Here is a 5,997-nt window from a genome sequence, read left to right on the forward strand (position 1 = left end):
TTGGTCAATTGCATGGTTGCCGCAGAAGAAGAGGGCCGATTCACCATAAATTCTGCACTCGAAAGAGCCTATCAAAAAATGATTCGACGCCATGAACATGTCTTTCGAAGTGACCGAGCAATGACCCCGGAAGAAGCCGTGATTTCTTGGGATAAGATCAAACAACAAGAACGGGAAGGTAAAATCTAAACAACAGCATCCAGCCTCGGAAACATTAAAATAGGGCCCGGCACTTTTTTTTGACACAGAATTTCAGTCATAATAGAGGGTACAAGCTAAGGATCGACAATAGTCTTAACCATGCGCAACCCAAACCTTGCCCTCCGCTGCTTTCCAACAAACCAACGTATGGGTCTTGCAGGATTGCAGCTCCCCTAAACATGGCATGCAGAGGCGCTTCAACATTTTGGACGGGACACAATGAGCATTGACATTAATAAAGCAATAGACAGCTTTAACGATGTATTCGGGACAACCCCGCAAGTTGCGGCGCGCGCGCCGGGCCGTGTCAATATTATCGGAGAACACACCGATTATAACGATGGCTTCGTCTTGCCGATGGCGATTGAATATGACACGGTCATCGTGGGACTTCCGCGCAAGGATCGGACAATACGCATGTACGCGTCCAACCTTGACCGCAACGCAGAAGCCGATCTGGATAAGCGCGTACGCAACCCTGAAGACCCGTGGACAGATTACATTGTTGGCGTCGTCGATGAGCTTTTTAAACTCGATAAAACGGTTCACGGCGCAGATTTGCTGGTCATGGGCGATGTCCCCATCGGTTGTGGGCTGAGCAGTTCCGCAGCCTTAGAAATGGCGGCACTCGTTTTCTTTGAAGCATTGGGAAATTTTAAATTCGCCGATAAAGACGCCGCCCTTTTGGGGCAACGTGTCGAAAATAATTTTCTAGGGCTGAGCACCGGCATTATGGACCAATTTATTTCACGGAGCGCCCAAAAAGATCACGCCCTCTTCCTTGATTGTCGAAGCTATGCGGGAGAAAACGTTCCCATAGCTTTTGACGAGTTTGTTTTTGTCGTCGCCAATACGGCTTGCGCACGAGGCTTAACGGCATCCAAATATAATGAGCGCGTCGAAGAGTGTAAAGAAGCCGTCCACAAATTACAGCTGCTTTTGAATAAATCCGGCGAAAAATTACGGGACTACACGCACGACGAATTGTTAAGCATTCGTGATCAATTGCAGGACATTCCCTTTCGGCGCGCCCAACATGTGATTACCGAAAATGACCGTTGCTTGAAAGCACGGGAAGCCATGCGTGCCGGCGACGTACAAGCTTTGGGCACTCTTTTAAATGCTTCCCATGAAAGCTTGCGCGTCGACTATGAAGTAACCAGTACGGAATTGGATACCCTCTCCGCAATAGGCCGCAGCTTACCCGGCTGTCTGGGCGCACGCATGACAGGAGCCGGTTTTGGAGGATGTACTGTAAATTTGGTTCGCAAAGACGCTGTTGATCGCTTTTGTGAAGATTTGATGCGTCAATACGGCGAAGAAACCGGAATTAGCGGAGAGGTCTATGTTTCCAAACCTGCCGAAGGCGCAGGACTGATTCAGCTTGGATAAACAGGAAGCCTGATCAGTACGAAAATTCAAATGTTTTATTCAGTAAAAAGTGCTTTCAACACACGACTCTCGTGACGCTGAACGGATTTTCAAGGCGTCCTTGTGTAAAGCGCTTTTGGTGGGTTAGTATACCCTTGATCGCAACGCGTTACCTTATTTATCCGGAAGGAGTCTTATATGGGTGGTTTGTTTGGCGTGATCTCAGAAAAAGACTGTGTTCACGATTTATTTTATGGAACTGATTATCACTCTCATTTGGGCACCAGTCGCGGCGGACTCGCTGTTTTGGGCGATAAAGGATTTAAACGCCACATCCACGACATTTCCAATGCCCAGTTCCGTTCAAAATTTGAACAGGACATATTAGGCATGGAAGGTAATGGCGGTATCGGTGTCATTAGCGACCATGAATCGCAGCCCCTTATTATCTGCTCTCATCTGGGAACCTATGCTATCGTCACGGTAGGAAAGATAAATAACCTGGAAGAATTGACGAAATTGGCCTTCCATAAACGGATCACTCACTTTTCCGAAATGAGCAGCCGCGGCGTTAATCCCACAGAGTTGGTCGCGACACTAATCAATGAAGGACCAAGTTTTGTAGACGGCATCGCAAATGTCCAAGAAAAGGTTGAGGGATCTTGTTCTATATTGCTGCTCACACAAGAAGGGATTTACGCCGCCCGAGACAAATTCGGACGCACGCCCCTCATTGTCGGTCAAAAACCGGGAGCTTGTGCGGCAACCTTTGAAACAGCCGCATTCCCCAACCTCAACTATACTATCGAACATTATTTGGGACCCGGCGAAATTGTCTTGTTAACACCTGAAGGTATTGAGCAGAAAAAAGCGCCCGGCAACTATCTGCAAATATGCGCCTTTCTTTGGGTGTATTACGGATTCCCCGCCTCCAGTTACGAAAATATCAATGTGGAAGCCGCCCGTTACCGTTGTGGCGCCGCCATTGCTGCGCGCGATGATCAGGAAATCGATTTGGTCGCCGGCATTCCCGACTCCGGTACCGCCCATGCGATCGGCTATGCCAATCATCGGGGAATCCCCTACTCACGACCTTTCACCAAATATACACCCACGTGGGCACGCAGCTTCATTCCCCCCACCCAGGCGGTTCGGAGCGAAGTGGCCAAAATGAAATTGATCCCTGTCCCCGATCTCGTCCAAAACAGACGGCTCCTTTTCTGCGACGATTCGATTGTCCGGGGCACCCAGCTGGTCGATATGATCAAGCGGCTCTACAGCGCCGGCGCAGGAGAAATACACATGCGCCCCGCTTGTCCGCCGTTGATCTTTTCCTGTAAATACCTCTATTTTTCAAGATCAAGATCGGAACATGATTTGGTCGCGAGGCGTGATTTGCGCGAACTTGAAGGAGGACAGGACAACAATCTGGAAAAATATGCTGATCCCGAATCCGAAGAACATGAAGCGATGATTGATCGCATACGCCAATTGTTGCGCCTGACCACCTTAAAATACCAACGTTTGGATGATTTAGTCAAAGCCATAGGTCTTCCCAAAGAAAAACTGTGTACCTATTGCTGGGATGGATGCGAAGGCTGTTACGGAAAACAAATGACCTTCTAAAGTCGTTTCATTTTCATGCACAGCACGGAAAGGGTTGTAGATCTATCCGAAAGATTAAATATCCCTGTTTTTATTTCGCTCGGGCAAAACACGGCACCGCTCTTAAAAGGGAGATAGCCATGACCAGAAGATTTCAAATACGTATAATCATAGGTTTTACCTGTTGTATTTTTATGAGTGCCAATCTCCACAGTCAAGAAGCGTTGCTATCAGATTGGCCACACTTTCGAGGTCCCCTTGAAAATGGCATCGTACCTGATACAAACGACCATGCCCAACTTCCTCAACACTGGAGCGAAACAGAAAATATTGCCTGGAAAACAGAGATCCCCTTTCGCGGCTGGTCTACGCCCGTCATCCTGGACCGTCAGATTTGGCTGACTACGGCAACGGAAGAAGGACACGATTTCTACGCCTTATGCATAGATGCCGATTCCGGCGCGATCCTATTCAACGAAATGCTTTTTCATAGCGACTCCCCTGAAGAATTGGGCAATGATGTTAATTCCTATGCCTCCCCCTCTTGCGTGATGGAACCGGGGCGCGTTTATATTCATTTCGGAAGCTATGGCACCGCCTGCCTTGATACGAAGGATTTTTCCATACGTTGGGAGCGGAAAGATTTGCCCTGCCGCCATTACCGCGGACCGGGATCCTCCCCCATACTTTTTGAAAATTTATTGGTCTTAACCTTCGACGGGGCAGACCAACAATACCTCACCGCTTTGGATAAAGATACCGGAAAAACCATCTGGAGAACAGACCGTACAACAGAATGGTTGGACTTGGATGATAAGGGAATCCCCATACGGGAGGGCGATTTGAGAAAAGCCTTTACAACGCCCACCGTACTATCCTTAGCAGATATGCCCTTGCTGGTCAGCCCGGGATCCTATACCATCTTCGCGTACAATGCACGAACGGGCGAGGAAATATGGAAAGCACGGAACACCGCCTATTCGCCTGCCCTCAGCCCGATCTATGAAGACGGACTCCTTTACGTGACTACGGGACGGGGAAGCGGCGGCGCAATTTGGGCGATGCGGCCCGATGGCAAAGGCGATGTGACCGACAGCCATGTAGTCTGGAAGGTTGAAGGACGACCGGTACCTGACGAGCCCTCTCCCTTACTCTACGACGGACTCCTCTTTCTACTCAATAACAATGGTTTGGTCAGTTGTTTAGACGCCAAGACCGGCGAGGAAAAATGGGCTAAGCCTATAGGCGGCAATTATACGGCATCCCCTATTTGTGCCAATGGCAAACTCTATTTTTGCAATGTGCAAGGGCGCACCACCCTACTCAACGCCTCTTCGACCTTTGAAAAAGTTGCCGTAAACAACTTGGACATCGGTTGTCTGGCATCGCCGGCAGTAGATGGCAACGCGTTGATTCTGAGAACGAAAACCCATCTCTACCGCATCGCAGAACCAACTCCCTAAACAACGCAAAGCGGGCACGATCAACGCCTCCGCAACATCAGTCAGCACACAGAAATAATGCGGACAGTTCGTTGCCCCCCCGGCGCCGACAGCACTATCTCTTCACCAGCTTTTTTACCAAGTATCGCAGAGCCAAGAGGAGACTTCGTACTGATAACTTGGATTGTCAGTTCTTCCAATTCCAAAGAAATACCACCGCCATGAGGAGTCAAGAGGTAGGATGCAGGTATGTCATCGCCATTTACCAAGGTAACTAATGCACCGGGAGCCCCACAATCCAGCTCTTGATCCAATCCCTTACAGCCATTAAGAAACTGTTTCAGCCCAAAAATAATGGTTTCAAGTTCCAAACAGCGCGCCTCATGGCCTCCTGCAAGATACTGTGCTTCCTCACGGAATGTGTCATAGCGAGACTCAATACGCCCCATATGTTGATTGGCATCCTCTTGAGCGCCTTCTTTTGCCACTTTGGCACGTTCAAGCATAGAGTGATGATGTTCAACCAATTTTTCCGCATAAATACGCTTATTCATCTAGCATTCCTTTCGATATATATTAACATACACACGCAACAGCGGGGGTTTTTTCCAAAATTCGGCCAGTACGTTTAACATGCCGACTCATGGAAAAATCACTACGCTCTAAGAGAGGAAGTAAAGGATTCTTCAAAAGACTCCCTATGACGCGGTTGTTAACTTTAAGACTGCCGTCAGGCAATACAGAGGCGTAAGAGTCGCCCAAATCTTTATGATCCTCTACATCAAGCCAGTTCACGGTTTTTCCTTCACAGCCCAAAAGACGGTTGCGCAAAACTTCGAACTGTTCATCCGAAATACTGAAATCATCAGCATTACGTTGGGCAATACCACGTACCGGAAAGAAACGAAGAATTTTCCAACGGTTAATCTCAAATGCACGCATCAAAGGAATCATATTCGGGATATGTTCGTGATTAGGTAAAGCGGCAACCGTGTTGATTTTTCGGTTAATATGGGGATAGTGTTGCTGCAGGATGCCCAGCCAGCCGGTGATGCACTCAAAGTGCCGGTCGTGACGTGTCATAGTCGCTTGAATCTGAGCATTGGGGCCCTCTAATGAAAAGGTAACCCAGTCAAGATATTCAGCATGTTTTTCAAGCATGTCGTCAGTCAACAAACGGGCATTAGAAATGAGAGAGGTCCGAATCCCCATATTATGAGCATGCTCAATCAATGTCCACGTATGCGGATACAGCAACGCTTCGCCACCGGTAAACGAAATCTTTCGAACTCCGCCTTCCGCAAGTCGATCAAGAACGTGAAAAGCCTCATAGGCGTCAAGTTCTTTGGAAATCATATTCCGATAACAAAAACGACAA

At 48.3% G+C, this 5,997-nt stretch carries 6 protein-coding genes; 4 read left to right on the top strand and 2 right to left on the bottom strand.

The window, feature by feature from the left end; all coding sequences use genetic code 11:
- The 4 genes from GX117_10625 to GX117_10640 form a co-directional block, all read left to right on the top strand.
- The coding region (locus GX117_10625) for a nucleoside triphosphate pyrophosphohydrolase (protein NLO33791.1) at positions 1–189 on the top strand (189 nt) is incomplete at its 5' end.
- A 231-nt stretch (positions 190–420) separates the two neighbouring features.
- Entirely contained in the window at positions 421–1,593 is a 1,173-nt protein-coding gene (locus GX117_10630) for a galactokinase (GenBank protein ID NLO33792.1), read from the top strand.
- Between the two features lie 177 nt (positions 1,594–1,770).
- Positions 1,771–3,198 carry an amidophosphoribosyltransferase gene (locus tag GX117_10635; GenBank protein NLO33793.1) on the top strand — a complete coding sequence of 476 codons (1,428 nt, stop codon included), beginning with the start codon at positions 1,771–1,773 and terminating at the stop codon, positions 3,196–3,198.
- 119 nt (positions 3,199–3,317) lie between these two features.
- A complete protein-coding gene (locus tag GX117_10640; protein ID NLO33794.1) occupies positions 3,318–4,640 on the top strand; it encodes a PQQ-binding-like beta-propeller repeat protein in 1,323 nt (440 codons plus the stop codon).
- A gap of 41 nt (positions 4,641–4,681) precedes the next feature.
- On the opposite strand, the gene GX117_10645 is transcribed toward GX117_10640, so the two are convergent.
- Positions 4,682–5,173: a GreA/GreB family elongation factor gene (locus tag GX117_10645; GenBank protein NLO33795.1), complete on the bottom strand. Its 492-nt coding sequence runs from the start codon at positions 5,171–5,173 to the stop codon at positions 4,682–4,684.
- A gap of 22 nt (positions 5,174–5,195) precedes the next feature.
- Positions 5,196–5,997: radical SAM protein (locus tag GX117_10650; protein NLO33796.1), on the bottom strand; the 802-nt coding region annotated here is incomplete at its 5' end.

This window comes from Candidatus Hydrogenedentota bacterium (assembly GCA_012523015.1).
In the GTDB taxonomy this organism is placed as follows: domain Bacteria; phylum Hydrogenedentota; class Hydrogenedentia; order Hydrogenedentales; family CAITNO01; genus JAAYBJ01.